The organism is Bacteroides sp. UBA939 (genome assembly GCF_002293435.1).
Classification (GTDB): domain Bacteria; phylum Bacteroidota; class Bacteroidia; order Bacteroidales; family Bacteroidaceae; genus Bacteroides.
On sequence record NZ_DBDF01000176.1, the window covers coordinates 22,887 to 46,227 of the forward strand.

Sequence of the window (23,341 nt, forward strand, 5' to 3'; positions counted from 1 at the left end):
CACAGAATCATTACGAAGATTCCGGAAAAAGCTATCTTTTTAATCCAAAAACACCCGAATACTCTCATATTAGGGGGTGAAAACTGACAATTGACAGTTTTTGCCCTAAATAAAAACGAAGCTCGCCCTATTGAGGATTGGGAAGTTCCTTATACTTGCATCAGGAAATTAAAAAAAATAATTAATCATTTTAAAAATACGCAATATGAATGCTTACAGTTTTAAGAAAGATTTAGTTGGTATGCAAGAAGAACTGCTTCGCTTTACATCTAAGTTGATTGGCAATAAGCAGGAAGCAAATGATTTGCTGCAGGAAACCACATTCAAGGCATTGGATAATGAAGAAAAATACACGCCTGATGCGAGTCTCAAAGGGTGGTTTTACGCCATTATGAGTAACCTGTTTATTAATAGTTATCGCAAAATTGCCGGTGACTCAACTGTTGTAGCCCCCAAGGGTGACCTCTATCATCTGGATGTTGTTGTGTAAAAGCATATCAACCCGCTCTCCGGGATTTTTCCCAGGTACCGTCATTCTTCTTTCTTCGTTTACAAAAATAGAAGAATCCTTTTATCACACAGATATTCATAAAGAAGAAATAAAAAGGAATGAATAGTATCTTGCTCTTGATGCGTTCCATGTAGCAGAACCAACCCAAAAGTCCCATTACATACAATAGGAATAGCAGGGTGTAGATAATGAGATAGGGTACCGCATTTGCGGCAGTAAGAGAAAGCGCTATACTAAGCGGAAATAATAAAAAGAATAGCACAGGAGTGATGGTCCATCTCAACACACGGTGTGATACGTATTGAAAATTAAGCCATCCGTAACGAAAGGGATTCAGCAGAGAACGCAATCTCCAGATAGACTGCAAACCGCCGGCGGCAATGCGCACTTTACGCTTTGCTTCTTCTTTTAAGTTTGCCGAACCGAACTCGACAGCATACGCTTCTGCACAGTATGCGATGGTGTATCCCAGCATGGCTATGCGCATGGACTGTATAAAATCGTCGAGCAAAGTATCTGTTCTCATTTCTTCGAACAGTCTCAGGCGTACGGCGAATAATTCTCCGGCGGCGCCAACGGTTGAACGTAGCCGCGCGTCAAGGGCTTTCAATGTTGATTCGTATTTCCAGTAAAGACTCTCTCCATCGGCTGTCGCATTGTTTCTTCCGAATCTATAGAGACGTTTTTCGCCTGCTACGCAACCCACTTTGGCATCAGCGAAAGCATATATAATTTTGCGTACAGATTCTTTGCTCAGATGGGCGTTGGCATCGGTAAACACTATGTAGGGCGTTTTCACGAATTTCATGCCCCGGTTGATTGCCGCGGTTTTTCCCTGACGCTCGGGTTGGTAGAGTACAGTGGCTTGCGGCCAATCCGACAGGAACCTGTTGGTATTGTCGTTGCTTCCGTCTGTAACCCAAAGTATATGTAATTTCTCTATCGGATAATCCAGTGCAAGGCAATTCTCCATCTTACCGTCTACAGAATCTTCTTCATTGTAAGCGGTAATAAACAGAGTCACTTCAGGTAATGTCTTATCGGTTGGTATAGGATAGTTAACAGGTTTTTCGAAGCGCTCCTTTATTTTAACGAGGATATATAATACGATTCCATATCCGATATAAGTATAAAATACAATAAACACGCTTGCCCAAAATACTATTTCAAGAGTTGTCATTAAACTAAATTATTTGTTTTAATTAAGAAAAAATAAAATATCGTCCAAATATATGAATATTATTTTCTCAATACAAAAAAAGGAGAAACTAATTTTTCGTATAGCGTGATGTCGTGCAAATGTTTTTTGGCTACTTGAATATTATCCGTAAGGCTTTTCGGTTGAAACCATATAAGGGTGGAAATGAGTTGTAAAATGTATTTGTTTTATGCCTGTTAACTATCCGGTGCATCCCAAAACCATATCAGAGCCATGTCTGCTCCGCATCACCTCCGCTTCTATAGCGAAGGACTTGGAAAGGAGCAGGTAAGGAGCAGGTAAGGAGCAGGTATGGGGCGGATGATAGCCGAATCCGCCGGCGGAATTAGCTCATTTTGCACCGTCGGGAGGCTTGTTAACATATACTTTTTTACCTGCATAAATCATGTATTGTTATAATTTATCATTGTATTATTCGCCAACGGGAGGAATTACGGATAAATTTCCGTAATTCCTTTCTTTTTTGTCTTTAATTCACGTTCTTTTTTGCTAATTTTGCGGCAAATTAAGAGCCTGTTTAAATTTTGCTCAGCGTTGTTTTGAGAGTTATTTTTGAGAATGTTTTCCTGTTTTTGTGAGGAGCATAGCGAGCTATGTGACAAGTGAAAAGAGGAAAACAGACCGGAAATAANNAGCTGAATAAAAAACTTTTTGAGGAAAATTTAAAGAGAATCTAATAAAACCATTATTTTATATAAGCGCATGGCAAATGTAATAAAGTTACGTAAGGGCCTTGACATCAACCTGAAGGGCAAAGCTGTTCAGGAGTTAAAGTCTGTAGAAGAGTCGGGATTCTATGCATTGGTTCCCGATGATTTTACAGGCATCACTCCGAAAGTGGTGGTCAAAGAACAGGAATATGTGATGGCCGGAGGACCCTTGTTCATCGACAAGAATCATCCTGAATTGAAATTTGTGTCGCCCGTCAGTGGCGTAGTGACAAGCGTGGAGCGTGGTGCCCGTCGCAAGGTGCTGAACATTGTCGTAGAAGCGGCAAAGGAGCAAGATTATGAAGAGTTCGGCAAGAAAGACGTGAAAACGATGGACGGCGAGGCAGTGAAAACTGCACTGCTGGAAGCCGGAATGTTCGCGTTCATCCGTCAACGTCCTTACGACGTGATTGCCGACCCGACAGTGGCTCCGAAAGCAATCTTCGTTTCCGCTTTCGACAGCAACCCGCTGGCTCCTGATTTCGAGTTTGCCCTGAAAGGAGAAGAAGTGAACTTCCAGACAGGATTGGATGCTCTTGCCAGGATGGCAAACACTTATCTGAGTATAAGCGTGAAACAAAAGGCGGCGGCATTGACACAGGCTAAGAATGTGACGGTTACCGCATTTGACGGACCTAATCCGGCGGGTAATGTAGGCGTACAGATTAACTGTATTTCTCCCATTGCGAAAGGAGAAACTGCGTGGACTATCGGCGCGGAAGCTGTAATCTTCATCGGACGCCTGTTTAATACCGGTCGCGTAGACATGACACGCACCGTAGCCCTCACAGGTTCCGAAGTGTTGAAACCCGCTTACTGCAAACTGAAAGTCGGCGCATTGCTGACAAACGTATTCAGCGGAAACGTAACTACCGGTAAGGAATTGCGCTACATCAGCGGCAATGTGCTTACAGGCAAGAAGGTGAGTCCGAATGGTTTTCTTGGAGCTTTCGACAGCCAGTTGACGGTTATCCCCGAAGGCAATGAAATCCACGAAATGTTAGGTTGGATTATGCCGCGTTTCAACCAGTTTAGTGTAAACCGCTCCTATCTCAGTTGGCTGATGGGTAAGAAAGAGTACGTGATCGATGCCCGCGTCAAAGGCGGCGAACGACACATGATTATGTCCAATGAATACGACAAAGTATTCCCGATGGATATTTTCCCCGAATATCTGCTGAAAGCAATCATCGCGGGCGATATCGACAAAATGGAAGCTTTGGGCATTTACGAAGTGGCTCCCGAGGATTTTGCCTTGTGCGAATTTGTATGTTCCTCAAAAGTTGAGGTTCAGCGCATTGTTCGCGCGGGGCTTGACATGCTTCGTGCTGAAATGGCATAATCACACTATTTAGTAATTTGTAATTTATAATTATATTAATGAAAGCGTTAAGAAATTATCTCGACAAGATAAAGCCGAACTTTGAGGAGGGCGGCAAATTCCACGCATTCCAGTCAGTGTTCGACGGATTCGAAACATTCCTGTTCGTTCCCAACACGACTTCGAAATCGGGAACGCATATTCACGACGCTATCGACAGCAAGCGCATTATGTCGATGGTGGTCATTGCGTTGGTGCCGGCGTTGCTGTTCGGTATGTATAACGTAGGTTACCAGCATTTCCTTGCTACCGGCGCTACCGGTAGCTTTATCGAACTGTTTGCCTACGGTTTTCTGGCTGTATTGCCTAAAATAGTTGTATCTTATGTAGTAGGTTTGGGTATTGAGTTCGTTGTGGCTCAATGGAAGAAAGAAGAAATCCAGGAAGGTTTCCTCGTTTCCGGTATCCTGATTCCTATGATTGTGCCGGTGGACTGTCCGTTGTGGATTCTGGCGGTAGCAACAGCTTTCTCCGTGATTTTTGCTAAGGAAGTGTTCGGCGGTACGGGTATGAACGTGTTCAACGTTGCCCTGATTACGCGTGCATTCCTTTTCTTTGCATATCCTACGAAGATGTCCGGCGATGCCGTTTGGGTATCGGGCGATTCCATCTTCGGCATGGGGCAGGCTGTTGACGGACTGACTGTAGCTACTCCACTGGGACAGGCTGCAACTTCCGGTGCCGTTCCACCTTTCTCTTGGGATATGGTGACGGGTTTGATACCGGGTTCCATCGGTGAAACGAGCGTAATCGCCATTGCCCTCGGCGCTATCCTGTTGCTGGCAACGGGTATCGCAAGCTGGAAGACGATGTTCTCCGTATTCGTAGGTGGTGCATTTATGGCTTGGGTGTTCAACACTGTTGGCCCTGACACCTCAATGGCTCAGATGCCTTGGTACGAACACCTTGTGCTGGGCGGTTTCTGTTTTGGAGCTGTGTTTATGGCTACCGATCCCGTGACTTCGGCACGCACCGAGACGGGTAAGTATATCTTCGGCTTCCTGATTGGTGTCATGGCAATCGTGATTCGTGTACTGAATCCCGGTTATCCCGAAGGTATGATGCTTGCCATCCTGCTGATGAATATCTTCGCTCCGCTGATTGACTACTGTGTAGTGCAGGGTAATATCAGCCGCCGCGAGAAACGTGCAATCAAGTCTAACAAATAAAAATACCCGAAGAAAATGAATACCAATAGTAATAGTTATACTATGATTTATGCTTCGGTAATGGTTGTTATCGTTGCATTCATGCTGGCATTCGTTAGTTCCTCGCTGAGAAGCATTCAGGATAAGAACGTGGAACTGGATACGAAGAAGCAAATCCTTGCTGCATTGAACATCAAGAATGTGGCGGATGCCGAGGCTGAATATAATAAATATGTAAAGGGAGACATGCTGATGAACGCAGACGGTACGTTGACCGAAAACACGGGCGCATTTGCCACCGGCTACGAGAAAGAAGCTAAAGAATACGGGCGTTTGCACATATTCGTTGCCGAAGTGAACGGAGAAACGAAATATGTATTCCCGGTTTACGGTGCCGGCCTTTGGGGCGCTATCTGGGGGTATGTTGCACTGAACAGTGACAAGGATACTGTTTATGGTGTCTACTTCTCTCATGCCAGTGAGACTCCGGGTCTGGGTGCCGAAATAGCAGGTCAGCAATTCCAGGGCGAATTCCTTGGCAAGAAGACATTGGAGAATGGTGAAGTTGCCTTGGGTGTGGTGAAGAACGGTAAGGTAGAGAAGCCTGATTTTCAGGTGGACGGTATCTCCGGCGGTACAATTACTTCTGTAGGAGTAGATGCCATGCTGAAAGCCTGTCTGAGTAGTTACAAGAGTTTTTTAACCAATAATGCTGAGGAATAAGGATATGGGACAGTTATTTTCAAAGAAAAACAGAGAAGTATTCTCAACTCCGCTGGGCATGAACAACCCCGTTACCGTACAGGTACTGGGTATTTGCTCCGCACTGGCTGTAACTGCCAAACTGGAACCTGCCATCGTAATGGGTCTATCGGTAACAGTGATTACGGCTTTCGCCAATGTGGTAATCTCATTACTGCGCAAAACTATTCCCAACCGTATTCGTATCATCGTTCAGTTGGTGGTGGTAGCCGCTTTGGTTACAGTGGTGAGCGAAATCCTGAAAGCGTTTGCTTACGATGTAAGCGTGCAGCTTTCCGTCTACGTAGGTTTGATTATTACAAACTGTATCCTGATGGGACGCCTGGAAGCATTTGCCATGCAGAGCGGACCGTGGGAGTCTTTCCTCGATGGTGTAGGCAACGGTTTGGGATATGCCAAGATTTTGATTATCGTAGCTTTCTTCCGCGAGTTGCTGGGTTCCGGTACGTTGCTCGGTTTCAACATCCTGAATCACGAATGGCTGACGGACCTGGGTTATGTGAACAACGGCTTGATGCTGATGCCGCCGATGGCTTTGATTATCTGCGCTTGCATCATTTGGTATCAACGTGCACGTCATAAAGAGTTGCAGGAAAAGTAAGTTCAATTATGAATTATAAATTCTGAATTTTGAATGAAGAGTGAAAATGTAGTTTATGATAAAGCATTAGCTTTTTCCATAAGAGTGGTAAAGTTGTATAAATATCTGTCCGAAGAAAAGTCCGAGTATGTTATGAGTAAGCAGCTCTTGCGTAGTGGGACTTCTATAGGAGCAAATATCAGCGAATCCATATCAGCGGAATCAACTTCTGATTTTATTCATAAAATGGCAATTTCGCAGAAAGAGGCTGAAGAGACGTTGTATTGGTTAATATTGTTGTTTAAGACAGATTATCTATCTGAAATGCAATACAATTCAATGTACGAAGATTGTAGGGAAATAAAAAAGCTGCTGGCTTCTATTGCCCTCACTATCAAGAAGCATCCGAAAATTCATAATTCATAATTTATAATTCAAAATTCAAATAATTATGGAACATTTTATTAGTTTATTCGTCCGCTCCATCTTTGTGGACAACATGATATTCGCATTCTTCCTGGGTATGTGCTCTTACCTGGCTGTATCCAAGAATGTGAAGACTGCCGTTGGACTGGGAATTGCCGTGACTTTCGTATTGCTGGTTACGCTTCCGGTCAACTATTTATTGCAGACAAAGGTGCTGGCTGCCAACGCTATCATTGAAGGCGTGGATCTCAGTTTCCTTAGTTTTATTCTTTTCATTGCCGTAATTGCCGGTATCGTGCAGTTGGTGGAGATGGTGGTAGAGCGTTTCAGCCCATCGCTATATGCTTCACTGGGTATCTTCCTGCCGCTGATTGCCGTGAACTGTGCCATCATGGGTGCTTCGCTGTTCATGCAGCAACGCATCAATGTAGGCGAAAGCGACCCGAAATACATCGGTGACGTATGGGATTCCATCTCTTACGCGTTGGGTTCCGGTATTGGTTGGTTGTTGGCTATCGTAGGTCTGGCAGCTATCCGCGAGAAGATGGCTTACTCTGACGTTCCCGCTCCGCTGAAAGGCTTGGGCATCACGTTCATTACAGTAGGTCTGATGGCAATGGCATTCATGTGTTTCTCTGGTTTGAACATCTAAAAAGAAAGGAATAAAACAATGGATATGAATTTAATATTAGCAAGTATTGGAGTATTCCTGGTGGTTATTCTGCTGCTTGTCGTTATCCTGTTGGTTGCCAAGAACTTCCTGGTGCCCTCGGGTAATGTAAAACTGACTATTAATGGTGACAATGTACTGGACGTAGCTTCCGGTTCTACGTTGCTGAATACGTTGTCCGTGAATGGCGTATTCCTTTCTTCCGCTTGTGGTGGTAAAGGCTCTTGCGGACAATGCAAGTGCCAGGTGATGGATGGTGGCGGCGAAATTCTGCCGTCAGAGGTTCCTCACTTCAGCCGCAAACAAGTGCAGGATCATTGGCGCTTGGGTTGCCAGGTGAAGGTGAAGGGCGACATGGCTATCAAGATAGACGAGTCGGTGCTCGGTGTAAGAGAGTGGGAGTGCGAGGTCATCTCCAACAAGAACGTGGCTACGTTCATCAAAGAGTTTATCGTTGCGCTGCCTGCGGGCGAACACATGGACTTTATTCCGGGTTCTTATGCACAGATCAAGATTCCTAAGTTCAATATGGACTATAACAAGGACATTGATAAGAGTCTGATTGGCGACGAGTACTTGCCGGCATGGGAGAATTTCGGCTTGTTCACCTTGAAGTGCAGCAATAATGAAGAAACGATTCGTGCTTACTCTATGGCCAATTATCCGGCAGAGGGCGACCGCATTATGCTGACGGTACGTATCGCTACTCCTCCGTTCAAGCCAAAAGAACAAGGTCCGGGCTTTATGGATGTGATGCCGGGTATCGCTTCTTCTTATATCTTTACGCTGAAACCGGGTGATAAGGTAATGATGAGTGGCCCTTATGGAGACTTCCACCCGATATTCGACTCGAAGAGGGAAATGATGTGGGTTGGCGGTGGTGCAGGTATGGCTCCGTTGCGTGCACAAATCATGCACTTGACGAAGACGTTGCATACTACAGACCGCAAGATGTCTTATTTCTACGGTGCACGTGCATTGAACGAGGTGTTCTATCTGGAAGACTTCCTGCAAATAGAGAAGGACTTCCCAAATTTCACCTTCCACCTTGCACTGGATCGCCCGGATCCTGTAGCAGATGCAGCCGGCGTGAAGTACACGGCAGGTTTCGTTCATCAGGTAATTTACAACACGTATCTGAAAGACCACGAGGCTCCCGAAGATATAGAATACTACATGTGTGGACCTGGCCCAATGTCGAAAGCTGTTGAGAATATGCTTGATGATCTCGGTGTTCCGGCTCAGAATCTGATGTTCGATAACTTTGGCGGGTAACGGCTGAATAGTTAGTATTGGAGATAAAGAGATTCCGGCAATGACAGTAGTATTGCCGGAATTTTTTTATTTCTGTAGTCTGTTGGTAACTTTCTTCAGGCTTCTTTTGCTCTTTTGGGAGGAATAGTCTACATTTGCAAGTAGTCTTGGTTTATGAATGGAATATAGAATGATATGGAAGAAGTGAAAAGAATACCTTACGGTGTATCCGACTTCATAGCTGTAGTGGAGCAAAATCAGTATTATGTTGATAAAACCATGTATCTTCCCTTGTTGGAGGAGCAGCCGAGTAATTTGTTTCTTATCCGTCCGCGTCGCTTTGGCAAGAGCCTTTTTCTGAATATGCTCCGGGCTTATTATGATAGTTCGCAGAAGGAAAAATTCCAAAAGCGTTTCGGTAATCTCTGGATTGGAAAGAATCCTACTCCGTTGCAAGGCAAGTATCAGGTACTTTTTCTCGACTTTTCCAAGGCAGGTGCCGGAATGGAAAACCTGGAAGCAAACTTCAATCTATACTGTTGCCGCCAGCTGGATGGATTTATGGCGACCTATGAAGATGCTTATCCCAAACGTATTGTTGAAGACTTCTATGCTTCCGCTTCTGCTGCCGATAAGTTGAATATGATTGAGATAGAAGCCGGTCGGGAGGGCTATCCGCTTTATCTGATAATTGATGAGTACGATAACTTCACTAATGTGGTACTCAATGAGCGGGGAAATGATGTGTATCATGCCATCACCCATACCAGTGGTTTTTACCGTGAAATCTTCAAGAAGTTCAAAGGTATGTTTGAACGTATTTTTATGATGGGAATCAGTCCTGTTACTTTGGACGACCTGACCAGCGGTTTCAATATTGGTTGGAATATCAGTACCAATTACCGGTTCAATATGATGTTGGGGTTTAGTGAAAATGATGTTCGCGAGATGCTTCAATATTATAAGGATGCCGGACAACTGAAAGGGGATATTGATACAATGATTATGGATATGAAGCCATGGTATGATAATTATTGTTTTGCCGAAGAAAGTCTGGAGCGTGACCCGAAGATGTTTAATTGTGATATGGTATTTTACTATTTGCGGAACTATATTAACTTAGGGAAACCACCCAAGGAAATGATTGCCCCCAATACTCGTACAGATTACAACAAGATGAAGAAACTTATCCGGTTGGACCATCTGGACGGTGACCGTAAAAGCGTACTTCGGAAAATTGCCGAAGAGGGGTATGTTGTCACTAATTTGGTTACAAGCTTTTCTGCTGACAGGATTACAGAACCGGAAATGTTTCCCAGCCTGTTGTTTTACTATGGTATGCTGACTATTACCGCCACTCGGGGAGAACGCTTGGTATTGAGTATTCCCAATAATAACGTGCGCAAGCAATACTTTGAGTATCTTTTGGAAGACTATCAGTTGGAAAATAAAGAATATATCAATTTGAATAATCTGAGAGATTTATTCTACGACATGTCTTATGAGGGAAAATGGCGCGAAGCTCTCGAATTCATTGCTCATGCCTACAAAGACAACTCTTCTGTGCGCAGTATGATTGAAGGTGAGCGTAACATTCAAGGGTTCTTCACTGCTTATCTGAGTGTGAATGCATATTATCTCATTGCCCCTGAAGTGGAACTGAATCATGGTTTCTGTGACATGTTTCTGATGCCCGATTTACAGCGTTATAACAATGTAGCGCATAGTTACATTTTGGAATTGAAGTATCTGCCTATCAAAGAAAATGATGAGAAGGCCGGAAATCAGTGGCAGGAAGCTGTAGAGCAAATACACCGTTATGCTGAGGCATCCCGGGTACGGCAACTCGTACAAGGTACACAGCTTCACTGTATTGTAATGCAGTTCTGTGGTTGGGAATTGAAACGAATGGAGGAAGTGTAATGGAACTTCAAGATATACTCAACAACCTGCAAATAGCACAACTTACCCCGATGCAAGAGGCAACCCGGGAAGCTTATCGTGAGAACAAGGATTTGGTATTGCTTTCGCCTACGGGTTCGGGTAAGACGTTGGCTTTTCTGCTTCCCTTGGTACAGGCGTTGAAGGCGGATGTGCAAGGTGTGCAGGCAGTTGTTCTGGTACCTTCTCGCGAGTTGGCATTGCAGATCGAAACTGTCTTCAAATCTATGGGAACTCCATTCAAGGCAATGAGTTGCTACGGCGGTCGCCCTGCTATGGAGGAGCACCGGACGATGAAAGGTATCAATCCATCAGTCATCATCGGTACGCCGGGACGAATGAACGACCATTTGCGAAAAGAGAACATCAATGCGAACACCGTAACCACATTGGTGATAGATGAGTTTGACAAATGCCTCGAGTTCGGGTTTCATGATGAAATGGCGGAAGTGATTGGTCAGTTGCCTTCCTTGAAGAAGCGCGTGCTGCTTTCTGCTACCGATGCCGAAGAGATTCCCCAATTTACCGGATTAAGAGATGCTGATAACTCTCAGGTTTCTGCTCTCAACCCTCAGGTTTCTGTTCTTAATCCTCAACTTTCAACTCTCAACCCTCAACTTATTAAGCTCGATTTCCTTGACCCGGAAGCTCTTGCTCCACGCCTGAGACTTCATCAGGTCGTTTCTCCTGAGAAAGATAAGCTGGAAACCTTGTACAACCTGCTTTGCATGCTCGGGCATCATTCCACCCTCGTGTTCTGCAACTATCGCGAAAGCGTAGAACGCGTAACCGGATATCTGCAAGCAAAGAAGTTCCCCTGCGACATGTTTCACGGCGGTATGGAACAGCCCGACCGCGAACGCGCACTCTATAAATTCCGCAACGGCAGTTGTGCTGTACTGATTTCTACTGACCTTGCTGCCCGCGGTTTGGATATTCCTGGCATTGAAAACGTGGTGCACTACCATCTTCCGGTGAACGAAGAAGCCTACACGCACCGCAACGGACGTACAGCACGTTGGGAAGCAGATGGAAATTCCTATCTCATTCTGCACGCCGAAGAGCGCATTCCCGAATATATCCCCGGAGACATAGAAACTTTTGAGTTTCCTGAGGTGCTTCCGAAACCTGCCAAACCCCGTTGGGCTACCTTATATATAGGTAAAGGAAAAAAGGACAAGCTGAACAAAATAGATATCGTCGGTTTCCTATATAAGAAAGGTGGAATGACACGTGAAGATGTAGGGCAAGTGGATGTGAAGGAGCACTATGCCTTTGTAGCCGTTCGCCGCAGCAAGATGAAACAGTTGCTTACGTTGATACGTGGTGAGAAGATTAAGGGTATGAAGACGATATTTGAGGAAGCAAAATAGACTCTTCTTTGCTTTTAGATTCCCCGCAGAATAGTGCCATTGATAGGTGTGAATAACAAAATGGTGAATATATCATGTATAAACCATAAAAAAGTAAGCAAAATATGGTATCATAGTCGAATTTAACAGTGAAAGATTTGATATAGAGAAAGATTTCTGTAATTTCGCATGTCGAAAGACAATAATAAACGAATTGTATAACCAAAACAAACTTGAAATGAAAAAGCATAATTTCAATGCAGGACCTTCTATTCTTCCACGTGAGGTGATTGAGGATACAGCTAAAGCTATTCTTGATTATAATGGCTCAGGCCTTTCTCTGATGGAAATCAGCCACCGTGCTAAGGACTTCCAACCCGTAATGGACGAAGCCGTGGCGTTATTCAAAGAATTGCTCAATATACCCGAAGGTTATTCGGTAGTCTTCTTGGGTGGTGGCGCCAGTCTGGAGTTCTGCATGATACCCTTCAACTTCCTCGAAAAGAAAGCTGCTTACTTGAACACAGGTGTATGGGCAAAGAAAGCCATGAAAGAAGCTAAAGCTTTCGGTGAAGTAATTGAAGTAGCTTCTTCCGCCGAGTCTACTTATTCTTATATCCCTAAGGATTATACAGTGCCTGCGGATGCTGATTATTTCCATATCACGACAAACAACACAATTTACGGAACTGAACTCAAGGAAGATTTGGATGCGAATGTTCCGGTGATTGCCGATATGTCTTCTGATATTTTCTCCCGTCCTGTTGACGTGTCCAAATACATCTGTATCTATGGTGGTGCACAGAAGAACTTGGCTCCTGCAGGTGTTACATTCATTATAGTGAAGAATGATGCGTTGGGCAAAGTATCCCGTTATATCCCTACGATGCTGAACTATCAGACGCACATTGATAACGGTTCTATGTTCAATACTCCTCCGGTNNCCTATTTATGCTGCATTGCAGACTTTGCGCTGGATCAAGGCACAGGGTGGCGTGAAAGAAATGGAACGCCGCGCTATTGAAAAAGCAGATATGCTGTATGGTGAGATCGACCGAAACAAATTGTTCGTAGGTACTGCTGCCAAGGAAGACCGTTCACGCATGAATATCTGTTTCGTGATGGCCCCCGAATACAAAGACCTGGAAGCTGACTTCATGAAGTTCGCTACGGAAAGAGGTATGGTAGGTCTTAAGGGACACCGTTCGGTTGGTGGTTTCCGCGCATCTTGCTACAATGCACTGCCGAAAGAAAGCGTACAGGCTTTGATTGACTGTATGCAGGAATTTGAGAAACTTCATTAATAAATATTCATTCACCACAGATTACGAAGATTTGCACAGATTGTTTTATATTAAGATCTGTGATAGTCAGTGTAATCTGTGGTGAGTCTTTTTAATATCATAGAATTTATGAAAGTATTGGTTGCAACAGACAAACCGTTTGCTAAAGTTGCTGTAGACGGTATTCGCAAAGAAATTGAAGCAGCAGGTTATGAACTTGCCTTGTTGGAGAAATACACAGAGAAAACCCAGTTGCTGGATGCTGTGAAAGATGCCGACGCCATCATTATCCGTAGCGACATCATAGATACCGAAGTATTGGATGCTGCTAAAGAACTGAAAATTGTGGTACGTGCAGGTGCAGGTTACGATAATGTGGATCTGGAAGCTGCCACCGCACACAATGTGTGTGTGATGAATACTCCGGGACAGAACTCAAATGCTGTAGCCGAACTTGCTTTCGGTATGATGGTAATGGCTGCCCGCAATATGTATAACGGTACTTCCGGTACGGAACTGAAAGACAAGAAGTTGGGTATCCATGCTTATGGTAACGTAGGCCGTAATGTTGCCCGTATCGCTAAAGGTTTCGGCATGGAAATCTTTGCTTTCGATGCTTTCTGCCCGAAAGAAGTGATTGAGAAAGACGGCGTAAAGGCTGTTGACTCTGTAGATGAGCTGTACGCTACTTGCGATGTAGTTTCATTGCACATTCCGGCTACTGCCGAAACAAAGAACTCCATCAACTATGCTTTGGTGAATAAGATGCCGAAGGGTGGCGTATTGGTGAATACAGCCCGTAAGGAGGTTATCAACGAAACTGAATTGATTCAGTTGATGGAAGAACGTGCTGACCTGAAGTACATGACCGACATCATGCCTGCTGCCAATGAAACATTTGCCGCCAAGTTCGTAGGACGTTATTTCTCTACACCTAAGAAGATGGGCGCACAGACTGCCGAGGCTAATATCAATGCCGGCATTGCTGCAGCTCAGCAGATTGTAGGTTTCCTGAAAGACGGCTGTGAGAAGTTCCGTGTCAACAAGAAATAATCTTAATCAAATCGTAAATATGGCAACTGTTAAACCCTTTAAAGGGATTCGCCCTCCACAAGATTTGGTGGAGCAAGTAGCTTCCCGTCCGTATGATGTACTGAACTCGGAAGAAGCGCGTGCCGAGGCGAAGGGAAACGAGAAATCCCTGTATCACATCATCAAGCCCGAAATAGACTTTCCCGTAGGTACCGATGAACACGATGAATGTGTCTATCAGAAAGCTGCCGAGAACTTCCGGATGTTTCAGGATAAAGGCTGGCTGGTGCAGGATGATAAAGAAAACTATTACGTATATGCGCAGACCATGAACGGGAAGACGCAGTACGGTCTGGTAGTTGGCGCTTATGTTCCCGATTATATGAATGGCGTCATCAAAAAGCATGAACTGACCCGCCGCGATAAGGAAGAAGACCGTATGAAGCATGTCCGCGTGAACAATGCCAATATCGAACCGGTATTCTTTGCTTATCCTGATAATGCTGCGCTGGATGCTGTAGTTGCCCGCTATACGGCACAGAAACCCGTTTATGATTTTATCGCTCCGGGCGATGGCTTCGGACATACTTTCTGGATCATTGATAAGCAGGAAGATATAGACGCCATTACGAAAGAGTTTGCCGGAATGCCTGCCCTTTACATAGCCGACGGACACCATCGCAGTGCTGCTGCGGCGCTTGTGGGTGCCGAGAAAGCCAAACAGAATCCGGCTCATACGGGAAATGAAGAATATAATTACTTCATGGCCGTTTGCTTCCCCGCCAACCAATTGACGATTATTGATTATAACCGCGTTGTTAAAGACCTGAATGGTTTGACACCGGAACAGTTCCTGGCTGCCGTCGGTAAGAACTTCACGGTTGAAGAAAAAGGTGCGGATATTTACAAACCTGCCGCTTTGCATAACTTCTCCTTGTATCTGGACGGCAAATGGTATAGCCTGATTGCCAAGCCGGGTACCTATAATGACAATGACCCGATTGGCGTACTGGATGTTACCATTTCTTCAAACCTTATCCTGGATGAAATACTCGGTATCAAAGACCTGCGTTCTGATAAGCGCATTGATTTCGTTGGCGGTATCCGTGGTTTGGGTGAGTTGAAGAAACGTGTGGATAGTGGTGAGATGAAAGTTGCTTTGGCACTTTATCCGGTCAGCATGAAGCAGTTGATGGACATTGCAGATACAGGCAATATCATGCCGCCTAAGACTACATGGTTCGAACCGAAATTACGTTCGGGGCTGGTTATCCATAAGTTGGATTGAAATAGAATCACCTGAAACTTGTAGTTTTTTACCTTCTGTTTATCAGTTGATTAACTACTTAGTAGTAGTTGAGTGGTTACTACGTAGTAGTTAACCAACTACTACCAGGTAGTTTATGCACTGCTAAGCAAGTTCAATTTTATTATCTTCTCGGCTTATATACACCTTCTCGTTTCTTTTAAGAATGATGCTTGAAATACCGTCTTCTCATCCAGCGGTCGAACAGGACGAATAGCGGAGTTACTGTAAATATAAGTATGCAGAATGCGGGAATTTGAATATTGTCAGTCTTCGAGGGAGTCGCAGGCGTGAATGCCTCCCTGATAGTGTCACCGAAATAAATAGTTAATCCGGCAATGCAGCAACCTATCAGGAATACCGAAGCTGTTATCGTGGCAAATAATGCTCTTCGTTCCGATACCTTTTCGCGTAAACGTATGGCTTCTTCAACCTTCCTCATGGTGCGGTAGGTGAAGTTAGAAGGTAAACGAAATTCGTTTTCCCTTTTTACGGCTCTTTTGAGTCCATTATCTTTTTGTTCTTCGTTCATACTTCCTCTTGTTTAATGAGTACATATATCTTTTTGCGTATGCGATGCAATTTTACTTTTGCATTGCTTTCAGTCAGCCCCAGTATCAGGGCGGTTTCATTTAATGCCTTTTCTTCATAGTAGAATAGAGTAATCAAGGCTCGTTCATCTGAGTTGAGCTTTTCTATGGCTCTGTTTAGTTTGATAATCATCTCCTCGCTTTCGTCGTTCAGTGTTTCATCCACTTGTTGTTCTGAGATATTGGCGAGTTGCATATCATTCAAGGCAAAGGTTTCAAACTTCCTTTTACGAGCTGCCGAAATAGCCGTATTATAAGCAATGGAATACATCCATGTAGAGAATGAGCTTTCGCCTTTGAAAGAAGAAAGGTTTTGGTACGCTTTCAGAAAAGCATCCTGCGTCAGCTCTTCAGCATCTTCCTGATTGCAGATGATGCGGGCAATCAAGGAAAATACCTGTTGATCATACTGGTTCAGGAGGTTTTCGTACAGAGCAGTTTCCCCTTTCAGGATTCGACGGATAATATGTATTTCCTTATTCTCCATTTTGTCTTTTAGACGCAACTCTGTTTGTAAGGTTACAGATGGAAAGAAATATTTTTCGCAGAATGTGTAACCTCGCAAAGGAGTCTGCGTCTAAAGTGTACAAAGGAACAAAAATACTAATTTAAAACGAAACGAATATGATGGATTTTATTATGATACCCATAGTTATGGCTATCATTACTTTAGGGGTTTACAAACTGTTTGAATTGTTTGTATGTAAGAAGGAGCGGTTGATGCTTATTGAAAGGATGGGAGATAAGTATATGTCTGATGCGGCTTGTATGCCGAAACTTATGGGCACTTTCTCTTTTTCGACATTGAAGATAGGATGTCTTCTGATAGGTATGGGATTGGGATTGTTGGTTGGATTTATAATTTGTACTTCGTCAATCCCTGGATATTTGGACAAGGAAGTGAACAACTGGCGTTTTTATCGCGATATAGTAGCTTTGATTTATGGAGCTTGTGTGCTTGTGTTTGGAGGTATCGGGCTTATAGTGGCTTTCATCACGGAACTAAGGTTCGGTAAGAAGCAATAAATGAATTTTGAATTATGAATTTTGAATGGCTGCGCAATCATGCTGCATAGCCATTCAAAATTCATAATTAATTTAGCGCTATGCGCTAAATCGGTTATCTGAAATCCTTCAATTCCTGTTGCAACTTCTGGCGTGTGAAGAAGATACGACTCTTGATGGTTCCAAGCGGTAACCCTAACCTCTCGGCGATTTCCCTGTATTTGAAACCGGAAACATGCATGGAGAAAGGCACTTTGTATTCGCGCGGAAGTGAGTTGACTATGCGGCGCATCTCTTTCAGGTCGTAAGCGCTTTCCGTATTTTCAAATCCGGACTCTTGCGGCAAGTTGAGATGATAGAGATTATCCGTTTGGTCAACGAAAGTCTGGTCGCGTACCATCTTACGGTAATTATTAATAAATATATTACGCATGATGGTGTACATCCATCCCTTGAAGTTAGTTTCGGGAATGTATTTATCTTCGTTGTCTAACGCTTTCAAAGAAGTTTCCTGAAGCAGGTCATTAGCTTCTTCACGGTCGGAGGTTAACTTATATGCAAAACGTAACAAATCGTCCTGTACTCCGAGCAAGTCTTTCTGGAATGTAATACTGTTCATAATATATTGCTTTATTGATTATTCGTTCCGATTATTTTGATGATGCAATGTTACGAATGTTATTACACTCCGACGGTTGTATTTCAGTTATAGTTTGGGGTAAAAACTATCATTTGACAGGTTACAGGTGTATTTTGATAGTTATCAGGTGCTTTTTATTAGCTTTTAGTTTCTGTTTCTTTTATATTCCTTATGATTGTTTGTCGGATATTGGTATATGCTACTTCCGGTAGCATGGCTTGCCGCAATGAAATGGATGGAGGATTGATGGAATATACTTCCTGAAATCCGGCACGGAGCAATTCATCGGCGTCTTCTACGCTTCCTGCCAACAGAATGACCGGAATATTCTGTTTCTTAGCTTCTTTCAGTATGCCGGAAGGTACTTTACCCATTAAAGTCTGCTTGTCTGCCTTTCCTTCTCCGGTGATAATCAAGTCTGCACCTTTTATATTCTTGCCGAATTCCAGCATGTCCAGCATGAGTTGTATGCCCGGTTGCAGCGTTGCATCCAGAAATGCATATAAACTTCCGCCCATTCCACCTGCTGCGCCTGCTCCGGGATAGTTGGAAATATCTTTTCCGGTGGCACGAAGGATAACCTTGGCAATACTTCGCATTCCTTCATCCAGGGCTTCTACCATTTCATGGTCTGCTCCTTTCTGAGGCGCAAAGATGTGAGCGGCGCCATTGGTTCCATAGAATGGATTTTGTACATCGCAGGCAACGGTGAGGCGGGCATCTTTCAAGGCGGGATGTACGAGTTCCGTACTTACGGAAGCTACTTTCATTAATATTTGCCCGCTGCCGGTTCCCGGTTCCTTTTCGTTCTTGTCCATGAATTTGTATCCTAATGCCTGCAACATTCCCAGTCCGGCATCGTTGGTTGCACTGCCGCCAATGCCGACGATGACGTTGCGGCAACCGCGTTCCAGTGCATTGCGAATCAGTTCTCCTGTTCCATAGGAGGTGGTTAGCATCGGATTCCTTTTTCCCGGCGAGACCAGAGTCAAGCCGCTGATGCGCGCCATTTCTATGAATGCGGTTTTGCCGTCTCCCGAGATGCCGTAACAAGTATCACACCGTTGCATGAGCGGGTCGTGGGCAGACAAGCGAACGTATTGCCCGTTTGTGGCAGCAATCAGAACCTCCAGCATTCCTTCGCCGCCGTCGGAGATGGGCAGGCAAAGCGTTTCGCATTCCGGAAATATCAAACGAATACCCTCGGCAGCCGCTTTCTCAGCATCTGTCGAGGGTAAACATCCTTTGAAGGAGTCAATAGCAATGACTACTTTCTTCATATATTATAGAGTATCTGGATGAACGCGTATCCATCAGTACTTCTTATCGCTTCACTTCTTGGTATTGTTGGCAATAGCGGCCAGAGCGCGGTACAACTCAGCAACCAGACGTGCAAGTACAACAACCAGGAAACCGTAAATAGGCAAAAGGAAGAATGTTCCGATAGGTATCGGCAAAATGCTACCCACACCTTTGGCGCCAAAAATAAAGATTATCAGTGCACAAAGTGTACCGATGACGCCAATATATAGTCCGAACCATTCGCCCACCGTTTGTGTCAAGTGCGACACTACCGGAATGGCAACGAATTCATTATCTTCTTCGATTGATTCTTTCAGCTTATCTTTTCTGTTCATCCAAAACAGGTAGCTGGCCCATGCTCCTGCACAGAGGATGATAAATATCAGGATGAAAGCAAAAATTATCTTTCCTTCGGCATACTTGAAGAAATCTGCATTAATTGCTTGCACCAATACAAAGATAGGGAACAGCAGATTTAAAACTGCGAAGATGACATAAAGCCAGCGAAACGGTTCACGGAAAAAATGTCCGTTGTCAATGTAACCCAATAAGGGGTTGAGAAAAGTAAACAGCTTGTTTTTCATGGCAATGAATATTTGCATAAAGGATCTGAATTATTTAGAGATTGCAGGCATGAGATCCTGATACATACCCGTAATTTAGTCTTATACCTGTTGAATATTCTACTTTTGCCAAATATACTAAATATATTGTAAAAAGAATCATTTGTTGCCAAATAAAACAAAAAAAATAAATAATCCCTATCTTTGCCCCATGAGTGAAGATACCTACAAAACCATAAGCGCTCCTGCCGAGGGGATTATTACCGAGAAACGAAGCAAATTCATAGCTATCGCTTTGCCTGTGCGTACTGTAGACGAAGTGAAATCGTACCTGGAGGTTTATCAGAAGAAGTATTATGATGCCCGCCACGTCTGCTATGCATATATGTTGGGGGCGGAGCGCAAGGATTTCCGTGCCAACGATAACGGAGAGCCTTCCGGTACGGCCGGGAAACCTATTCTGGGGCAGATTAATTCTAATGAGCTGACGGATATTCTGATAATTGTAGTCCGTTACTTCGGGGGTATCAAGTTGGGGACAAGCGGACTGATTGTTGCCTACAAGGCTGCCGCCGCCGAGGCGATTGCCGTTGCCAACGTTATAGAGAAGACGGTGGATGAAACTGTAGCCTTCCTGTTTGAATATCCTTTTATGAATGATGTGATGCGTATTGTAAAAGAGGAGGAGCCGGAAATCCCGGAACAGTCGTATGATATGGATTGCCGTATGGTGCTTCGTATCCGTAAGTCGATGATGCCCAAGCTGCGGGCGCGTCTGGAGAAAGTAGAGACATTACGTTTTGAGGAAACGTAATGTCCCGGCTTTCCGGAATGGATTGCTACTCGTATTTCAAAGACATATCATTATAGTATATTTTCGTGTGTGTACTGTCGCAGAACGGCTGTTTGTATGAGCGTCCGCACCGGCACAAAGCGATTTCGTCTTTTTTAATTTTCACTTTCCCTTCTCTGTCTATCAGTTTAAATTCACCTTCTACAATAAAAGGGCCATTCGGCGTAGCAGTGATAGCTACCATGTCTTTTCTGTTTTCTGTATTTTCCATGTTGAGAGTTAAATGTTTATAGTTTCGGATAGAACGTTTATGCGGTGGAAATAGTTTGTTTTTTCACTTTCTTTATATGTGGATTTCTTTATCTTTGCACGCTTGTTGATTTATGCAAGTTAAATTATCCTGAGCAAAAGAGAATTTTATATGCTTTAGCCTGCATTATTCATGCTTCAGGAATTAGAGTAGTTAACATAGTTATTAGCCAACAAATTGGCTTTAACTCCTTAACTCCTAACGAAGTGATAACTCCTTTAACTACAGTATGAATAATGCAGGTTAGAAAAAAACAGTTATTATGGCATTTGAAGCAACAAAACGTGAGTTGGGTGAATTGTATAGTTTCTTTCGTCTGCTGTCGGACGCGAAGGTTTCGTTGGGTACTCCGCAGGGTCGCGGGGATGAAGCGAAGTGGTGGCCTGTTGCACTGATACAGAGAGAAGAACATGACGGTACGCGCCGTTATTATGTAGAAGAGAAAGAAATCCGCATTGTTAGTGGCGAAGTTGGCAAAGACGGTTTGTTTGTCGTGGCCGAACGGGGAGAAATGCGAATTCCCCGCGAAGACTTTGGCGGAGCGGCAGAGGTTATGCTGGAGTTGCTGAAGACAAACGGCGGTGGAGATACTATCGAACTTCCCGAAGGCTTGGAGGCTTTTCTGGATGCCATCAACATCTACGATTTGGAGGCGAAGACGGAAGACCGTACAGACTTCTCCGTTGCTTTCCATCATGTGGAAGCGCCGCTGACGGGGTTTAATGTCCGTTGCCGCCTCAGTGCGATGAATCCGCTGCTGGATGGCGGACGTACGGCAAACCTGAAACTGGAACAGACAGGAGTGAAGTTTGCCACGCCTACGGTGAATAAGGTGAATGCTTTGCCGGAATCTCCTATGGAAGTCACCGAGCGAATGTTGATGATTGAACGTCTGGGCGGAGTATTGAAATATGCCGATGTAGCAGATAAGGTGTTCCGCTGCAACCTGCTGATGATTGATTTACACTTTCCGCGTATGCTGGCGGAGATGGTGCGCATGATGCACCTCGACGGTATCGCCCGCGTCAGTGAACTGACTGAACGCATCAAAGAAATGAATCCCCTGAAGATAAAGGATGAACTGATAAGTAAACATGGTTTCTATGAGTTCAAAATGAAGCAGTTTCTGCTGGCGCTTGCCCTGGGCATGCGTCCGGCAAAGATTTATAACGGCACAGACTCTGCCGTAGAGGGTATCTTGCTGGTGAATGCGGAAGGGGAAGTGCTTTGTTATCATAAATGGGAGCGGCAGGCGTTTGCCGATTTCCTTTATCAGAACACCCGCTTTGAGAAAGGTCCGGTAGATAAGGATAAGTACGGTTTCCTGGAAAAGGAGAACGGTGTGTATTACTTCAGGCTGAATGTAAAGATTGGGTTGACAAAGAAACTGTTTTGATTTTGTTTTTTATAGATTTCTATCAGCATTATTTTGTTTTCGAGGATGTTTTCTCGTTTTTAGTCGTCACACAGCCCGCTATGCAAGGGATTAAAGAACCAGCCACACCGCCATGATGTGGCACACCGACCCTGCCAGCACAAAGAAATGAAATACGGAATGCATGTAACGTTTCCGGAACGAGTAGAACACTGCTCCGGTGATGTAGCATACGCCTTCGCCAATCATCCAGTAGCAACTTCCTTCGGCAACGGCATACAGCGGCTTGAAGGCTACCAGCACGGACAACCCTATGACAATGAAGCAGATAGCCTCCACATGACTGTGTTCCTCCATCTTGCGGAAACTCACCACAGTGCCGATGACGGCGCACAGCCAGACGAAGCCGAACAATCCCCATCCCCAGGCGCCTTCACTTCGCAGTGCAATGAGCGTGATGGGCGAATAACTGCCCGCAATATGCCAGTAGATAGCTGCATGATCCCAGTTGCGTAACCGTTTCTTCCAGGGATTATGGTATTTCAGCGCATGGTAAAGTGTGGAGGCGACGTAAGAACTGAGCATTCCGAAGAGGTAGAGCCAGATGCCGAACGTTGCCCAGAAGCTTCCGCTCTGATAGCTTTTCACGAGGAATATCACTCCGACAACAATGCCCATCAGGATACCTGCGGCATGTGAAAGGGTATTTATTTTTTCTTCTCCTTTGGTGTAGAAGAGGCTGTGACGCTTTTTGTTTCGGGTTGTAGTCATTGGGTGTGGCGGTTGGGGGCGAATATTTAATAGAACTTACCTACAAGAACTCTAATCTATAAGTAAATGTTCATAATTAGTTTATACTATAAGATAATTAAACATGGGTACTTAGTACTTAGTACTTAGTACTTATTTAGTTTTAGTTCCTCTTTTTGAAAAGCCCAACGGGAAGCCAAACTGAATTTCTTCCCGAACTCAACAATGCAGCAATTGATATATCTGATTTTCTGTAGATTCATAAGCCGGATATTTAGAATTACTTTACAAAGGTAAAGGTTTTCGGGCAGAATGCAAACTTTGGGCTGATGAAAATATTCCGGCTTTATTATCCTCATCCTACTTGGTACTGCGAATGATTTATGCTACCTTTGCGGATGTATATAGAATCATTGGTAAGCATTCGGCTTAGTGCGT

Annotated in this window: 21 protein-coding genes and 4 pseudogenes; 17 read left to right on the forward strand and 8 right to left on the reverse strand. The window is 44.3% G+C overall.

What is annotated here, in order from left to right; genetic code table 11:
* Positions 1-205: 205 nt before the first annotated feature.
* Positions 206-481, forward strand: a pseudogene (locus B2Z67_RS11180) (RNA polymerase sigma factor); the annotation flags it as partial.
* A 16-nt stretch (positions 482-497) separates the two neighbouring features.
* Here the strand turns inward: B2Z67_RS11180 and B2Z67_RS11185 are convergent.
* Positions 498-1,691, reverse strand: coding sequence for a glycosyltransferase family 2 protein (locus B2Z67_RS11185; RefSeq protein ID WP_291529910.1), 1,194 nt, complete (start codon positions 1,689-1,691; stop codon positions 498-500).
* Between the two features lie 741 nt (positions 1,692-2,432).
* Here B2Z67_RS11185 and B2Z67_RS11190 point away from each other — a divergent pair.
* From B2Z67_RS11190 to B2Z67_RS11245, 13 genes and pseudogenes are all read left to right on the forward strand, one after another.
* The gene (locus B2Z67_RS11190; RefSeq protein ID WP_291529911.1) at positions 2,433-3,782 is read left to right on the forward strand and encodes a Na(+)-translocating NADH-quinone reductase subunit A; all 1,350 of its coding nucleotides are present in this window, start codon (positions 2,433-2,435) and stop codon (positions 3,780-3,782) included.
* A 38-nt stretch (positions 3,783-3,820) separates the two neighbouring features.
* On the forward strand, positions 3,821-4,990 hold the full coding sequence (locus B2Z67_RS11195; protein ID WP_291529912.1) for an NADH:ubiquinone reductase (Na(+)-transporting) subunit B: 1,170 nt from the start codon (positions 3,821-3,823) through the stop codon (positions 4,988-4,990).
* Positions 4,991-5,005: 15 nt separating this feature from the next.
* Positions 5,006-5,692 carry a Na(+)-translocating NADH-quinone reductase subunit C gene (locus B2Z67_RS11200; RefSeq protein WP_291529913.1) on the forward strand — a complete coding sequence of 229 codons (687 nt, stop codon included), beginning with the start codon at positions 5,006-5,008 and terminating at the stop codon, positions 5,690-5,692.
* 4 nt (positions 5,693-5,696) lie between these two features.
* Entirely contained in the window at positions 5,697-6,332 is a 636-nt protein-coding gene (locus B2Z67_RS11205; protein ID WP_291529914.1) for an NADH:ubiquinone reductase (Na(+)-transporting) subunit D, read from the forward strand.
* Between the two features lie 33 nt (positions 6,333-6,365).
* The gene (locus tag B2Z67_RS11210; RefSeq protein ID WP_291529915.1) at positions 6,366-6,737 is read left to right on the forward strand and encodes a four helix bundle protein; all 372 of its coding nucleotides are present in this window, start codon (positions 6,366-6,368) and stop codon (positions 6,735-6,737) included.
* Positions 6,738-6,762: 25 nt separating this feature from the next.
* Positions 6,763-7,389, forward strand: coding sequence for an NADH:ubiquinone reductase (Na(+)-transporting) subunit E (gene nqrE / locus B2Z67_RS11215; RefSeq protein ID WP_291529916.1), 627 nt, complete (start codon positions 6,763-6,765; stop codon positions 7,387-7,389).
* An 18-nt stretch (positions 7,390-7,407) separates the two neighbouring features.
* Positions 7,408-8,682, forward strand: coding sequence for an NADH:ubiquinone reductase (Na(+)-transporting) subunit F (nqrF, locus tag B2Z67_RS11220; protein ID WP_291529917.1), 1,275 nt, complete (start codon positions 7,408-7,410; stop codon positions 8,680-8,682).
* Between the two features lie 174 nt (positions 8,683-8,856).
* Complete coding sequence (locus tag B2Z67_RS11225) at positions 8,857-10,584, forward strand: ATP-binding protein (RefSeq protein ID WP_291529918.1); 1,728 nt, start codon at positions 8,857-8,859, stop codon at positions 10,582-10,584.
* A pseudogene (locus B2Z67_RS15960) lies at positions 10,584-11,136 on the forward strand (DEAD/DEAH box helicase family protein); the annotation flags it as partial. The gene B2Z67_RS11225 and the pseudogene B2Z67_RS15960, both read left to right, overlap by 1 nt.
* A gap of 83 nt (positions 11,137-11,219) precedes the next feature.
* A pseudogene (locus B2Z67_RS15965) lies at positions 11,220-11,975 on the forward strand (helicase-related protein); the annotation flags it as partial.
* Positions 11,976-12,192: 217 nt separating this feature from the next.
* Positions 12,193-13,258, forward strand: a pseudogene (gene serC / locus B2Z67_RS11235) (3-phosphoserine/phosphohydroxythreonine transaminase).
* Between the two features lie 108 nt (positions 13,259-13,366).
* Complete coding sequence (locus B2Z67_RS11240) at positions 13,367-14,290, forward strand: NAD(P)-dependent oxidoreductase (protein WP_291529920.1); 924 nt, start codon at positions 13,367-13,369, stop codon at positions 14,288-14,290.
* 19 nt (positions 14,291-14,309) lie between these two features.
* Positions 14,310-15,557, forward strand: coding sequence for a DUF1015 domain-containing protein (locus B2Z67_RS11245; protein ID WP_291529921.1), 1,248 nt, complete (start codon positions 14,310-14,312; stop codon positions 15,555-15,557).
* A 178-nt stretch (positions 15,558-15,735) separates the two neighbouring features.
* On the opposite strand, the gene B2Z67_RS11250 is transcribed toward B2Z67_RS11245, so the two are convergent.
* The gene (locus tag B2Z67_RS11250) at positions 15,736-16,107 is read right to left on the reverse strand and encodes a hypothetical protein (RefSeq protein WP_291529922.1); all 372 of its coding nucleotides are present in this window, start codon (positions 16,105-16,107) and stop codon (positions 15,736-15,738) included.
* The gene (locus B2Z67_RS11255; protein ID WP_291529923.1) at positions 16,104-16,652 is read right to left on the reverse strand and encodes an RNA polymerase sigma factor; all 549 of its coding nucleotides are present in this window, start codon (positions 16,650-16,652) and stop codon (positions 16,104-16,106) included. The genes B2Z67_RS11250 and B2Z67_RS11255 overlap by 4 nt, the downstream gene beginning before the upstream one ends.
* Before the next feature lie 137 nt (positions 16,653-16,789).
* Between B2Z67_RS11255 and B2Z67_RS11260 the strand changes: the two genes are divergently transcribed.
* A complete protein-coding gene (locus B2Z67_RS11260) occupies positions 16,790-17,191 on the forward strand; it encodes a DUF6249 domain-containing protein (RefSeq protein ID WP_291529924.1) in 402 nt (133 codons plus the stop codon).
* A 94-nt stretch (positions 17,192-17,285) separates the two neighbouring features.
* On the opposite strand, the gene B2Z67_RS11265 is transcribed toward B2Z67_RS11260, so the two are convergent.
* The 3 genes from B2Z67_RS11265 to B2Z67_RS11275 form a co-directional block, all read right to left on the reverse strand.
* Positions 17,286-17,789 (reverse strand): RNA polymerase sigma factor, encoded by a 504-nt coding sequence (locus B2Z67_RS11265; RefSeq protein WP_291529925.1) that lies wholly within the window; start codon positions 17,787-17,789, stop codon positions 17,286-17,288.
* A gap of 158 nt (positions 17,790-17,947) precedes the next feature.
* Positions 17,948-19,090, reverse strand: a complete 1,143-nt coding sequence (locus B2Z67_RS11270) for a glycerate kinase (RefSeq protein WP_291529926.1) — start codon at positions 19,088-19,090, stop codon at positions 17,948-17,950.
* Between the two features lie 51 nt (positions 19,091-19,141).
* The gene (locus B2Z67_RS11275; RefSeq protein ID WP_291529927.1) at positions 19,142-19,714 is read right to left on the reverse strand and encodes a hypothetical protein; all 573 of its coding nucleotides are present in this window, start codon (positions 19,712-19,714) and stop codon (positions 19,142-19,144) included.
* Between the two features lie 172 nt (positions 19,715-19,886).
* On the opposite strand from B2Z67_RS11275, the gene B2Z67_RS11280 reads away from it, so the two are divergent.
* Entirely contained in the window at positions 19,887-20,489 is a 603-nt protein-coding gene (locus tag B2Z67_RS11280) for an IMPACT family protein (RefSeq protein ID WP_291529928.1), read from the forward strand.
* Between the two features lie 25 nt (positions 20,490-20,514).
* Here the strand turns inward: B2Z67_RS11280 and B2Z67_RS11285 are convergent, their stop codons facing one another.
* Positions 20,515-20,739: a CDGSH iron-sulfur domain-containing protein gene (locus tag B2Z67_RS11285; protein ID WP_291529929.1), complete on the reverse strand. Its 225-nt coding sequence runs from the start codon at positions 20,737-20,739 to the stop codon at positions 20,515-20,517.
* A 301-nt stretch (positions 20,740-21,040) separates the two neighbouring features.
* On the opposite strand from B2Z67_RS11285, the gene B2Z67_RS11290 reads away from it, so the two are divergent.
* A complete protein-coding gene (locus B2Z67_RS11290; protein WP_291529930.1) occupies positions 21,041-22,174 on the forward strand; it encodes an HpaII family restriction endonuclease in 1,134 nt (377 codons plus the stop codon).
* A gap of 90 nt (positions 22,175-22,264) precedes the next feature.
* Here the strand turns inward: B2Z67_RS11290 and trhA are convergent, their stop codons facing one another.
* Positions 22,265-22,924, reverse strand: a complete 660-nt coding sequence (gene trhA / locus B2Z67_RS11295) for a PAQR family membrane homeostasis protein TrhA (protein WP_291529931.1) — start codon at positions 22,922-22,924, stop codon at positions 22,265-22,267.
* Positions 22,925-23,341: the final 417 nt, after the last annotated feature.

Coding starts and splice junctions, on each gene's coding strand:
- B2Z67_RS11185 (WP_291529910.1), bottom strand. CDS start 1,691: ATGACAACTCTTGAAATAGTATTTTGGGCAAGCGTGTTTATTGTATTT.
- B2Z67_RS11190 (WP_291529911.1), top strand. CDS start 2,433: ATGGCAAATGTAATAAAGTTACGTAAGGGCCTTGACATCAACCTGAAG.
- B2Z67_RS11195 (WP_291529912.1), top strand. CDS start 3,821: ATGAAAGCGTTAAGAAATTATCTCGACAAGATAAAGCCGAACTTTGAG.
- B2Z67_RS11200 (WP_291529913.1), top strand. CDS start 5,006: ATGAATACCAATAGTAATAGTTATACTATGATTTATGCTTCGGTAATG.
- B2Z67_RS11205 (WP_291529914.1), top strand. CDS start 5,697: ATGGGACAGTTATTTTCAAAGAAAAACAGAGAAGTATTCTCAACTCCG.
- B2Z67_RS11210 (WP_291529915.1), top strand. CDS start 6,366: ATGAAGAGTGAAAATGTAGTTTATGATAAAGCATTAGCTTTTTCCATA.
- nqrE (WP_291529916.1), top strand. CDS start 6,763: ATGGAACATTTTATTAGTTTATTCGTCCGCTCCATCTTTGTGGACAAC.
- nqrF (WP_291529917.1), top strand. CDS start 7,408: ATGGATATGAATTTAATATTAGCAAGTATTGGAGTATTCCTGGTGGTT.
- B2Z67_RS11225 (WP_291529918.1), top strand. CDS start 8,857: ATGGAAGAAGTGAAAAGAATACCTTACGGTGTATCCGACTTCATAGCT.
- B2Z67_RS11240 (WP_291529920.1), top strand. CDS start 13,367: ATGAAAGTATTGGTTGCAACAGACAAACCGTTTGCTAAAGTTGCTGTA.
- B2Z67_RS11245 (WP_291529921.1), top strand. CDS start 14,310: ATGGCAACTGTTAAACCCTTTAAAGGGATTCGCCCTCCACAAGATTTG.
- B2Z67_RS11250 (WP_291529922.1), bottom strand. CDS start 16,107: ATGAACGAAGAACAAAAAGATAATGGACTCAAAAGAGCCGTAAAAAGG.
- B2Z67_RS11255 (WP_291529923.1), bottom strand. CDS start 16,652: ATGGAGAATAAGGAAATACATATTATCCGTCGAATCCTGAAAGGGGAA.
- B2Z67_RS11260 (WP_291529924.1), top strand. CDS start 16,790: ATGATGGATTTTATTATGATACCCATAGTTATGGCTATCATTACTTTA.
- B2Z67_RS11265 (WP_291529925.1), bottom strand. CDS start 17,789: ATGAACAGTATTACATTCCAGAAAGACTTGCTCGGAGTACAGGACGAT.
- B2Z67_RS11270 (WP_291529926.1), bottom strand. CDS start 19,090: ATGAAGAAAGTAGTCATTGCTATTGACTCCTTCAAAGGATGTTTACCC.
- B2Z67_RS11275 (WP_291529927.1), bottom strand. CDS start 19,714: ATGCAAATATTCATTGCCATGAAAAACAAGCTGTTTACTTTTCTCAAC.
- B2Z67_RS11280 (WP_291529928.1), top strand. CDS start 19,887: ATGAGTGAAGATACCTACAAAACCATAAGCGCTCCTGCCGAGGGGATT.
- B2Z67_RS11285 (WP_291529929.1), bottom strand. CDS start 20,739: ATGGAAAATACAGAAAACAGAAAAGACATGGTAGCTATCACTGCTACG.
- B2Z67_RS11290 (WP_291529930.1), top strand. CDS start 21,041: ATGGCATTTGAAGCAACAAAACGTGAGTTGGGTGAATTGTATAGTTTC.
- trhA (WP_291529931.1), bottom strand. CDS start 22,924: ATGACTACAACCCGAAACAAAAAGCGTCACAGCCTCTTCTACACCAAA.